This window comes from Alcanivorax sp. HI0083 (assembly GCF_001635175.1).
The window spans coordinates 1-1,148 of the sequence record NZ_LWFX01001513.1; the positions used below are offsets into that span (position 1 = coordinate 1).

Annotated in this window: 2 protein-coding genes; both read right to left on the reverse strand. The window is 49.7% G+C overall.

What is annotated here, in order from left to right:
- Positions 1–275: DUF6488 family protein (locus tag A3754_RS22835; protein WP_063521429.1), on the reverse strand; the 275-nt coding region annotated here is incomplete at its 3' end.
- A gap of 32 nt (positions 276–307) precedes the next feature.
- Entirely contained in the window at positions 308–1,147 is an 840-nt protein-coding gene (locus A3754_RS22840; protein ID WP_197468796.1) for a HupE/UreJ family protein, read from the reverse strand.
- Position 1,148 lies beyond the last annotated feature (1 nt).

Consider the following 1,148-nt stretch of genomic DNA (forward strand, 5'->3'; position numbering starts at 1 on the left):
AGCGTTCGCTCCTCATCTTCATGATCCATAGCCACAATGNAATATCCGGGGCCAAATTTACTGATACCCACGCTCTCGTCGGGGATCTCTCTCCAGCTTTCGTCCAGTTTGCCAAATCCCATACCCCGATCTTCCTCGGTGAGCTCGACAGCCACATACCTGGCTACTTCCTCCGCCTGATCGGCGGTTACCGTGGCATGCCCTCCGCCGTGAGAAAACACCGGCGAGGCAAAACTCAAGGCCATCATCGTCATCAAGGTTTTCATCCATCTCATAACATTTTCCTCATAAAAACAGATCAAATTTATTAATGTACATGGGCTTCGCCGTCACCATGGGCGTGAGGATTAGAGGCACTGTTTGGCAACTCCTCCGGCTCACGACCCTCTGTTTCAACCTCACCGTTAACACTATCCTCTGCATCCAAATCAAAGCGCTTCTCGTACCCGGACAGCGGAGAATTAGCAACCCCCATGTCTTCATGAGTATGCTGGTGATCATCCTTGTTCAGCGGAAATTCATCAGGATTGCTTGAGTGTAGATATCCATGCAGCTGCATCAACAGCAACAGCAACCCCAACACCATCAGCAGCCCATTGGTCGCTTGACTGAAGCGTTTGAACGATGCCATGCGGCGCCAACCAGACAATAAAAACAACATGATGGCCAGCGCAGCAATCTGCCCCAACTCTACGCCAACATTGAAAGCCAGGATGCGAAAAACCAAACCATCTTCTGCCAGAGGTAATTGCTGCAATCGCGTCGACAGTCCAAACCCGTGAATAAGACCGAAAGCGAAAACCATCCACATTAAGTTTGGTGACTTCATCTTCAGATAAGTCTTGAAACCGCCAAGGTTATCAAACGCCTTATAGCAGACAGTCAGAGCGATAACCGCATCCACTAAGTAGTAATTCGCCTGAATACTATAGAGGGTGGCAAACACCAGAGTAATCGAGTGGCCAATGGAAAACGCGGTTATAAAACGAACAATGTCACTGAAGCGGGTCAGAAAGAACACCACGCCGAACAGAAACAGTAAATGGTCATAGCCTGNGACCANGTGCATCGCTCCAAGCTCAATGTACTCCATGAAACCGGCATTGAGCGCCCTCGCCTTATCCTCTGCTGACATGCCATGCCCCATG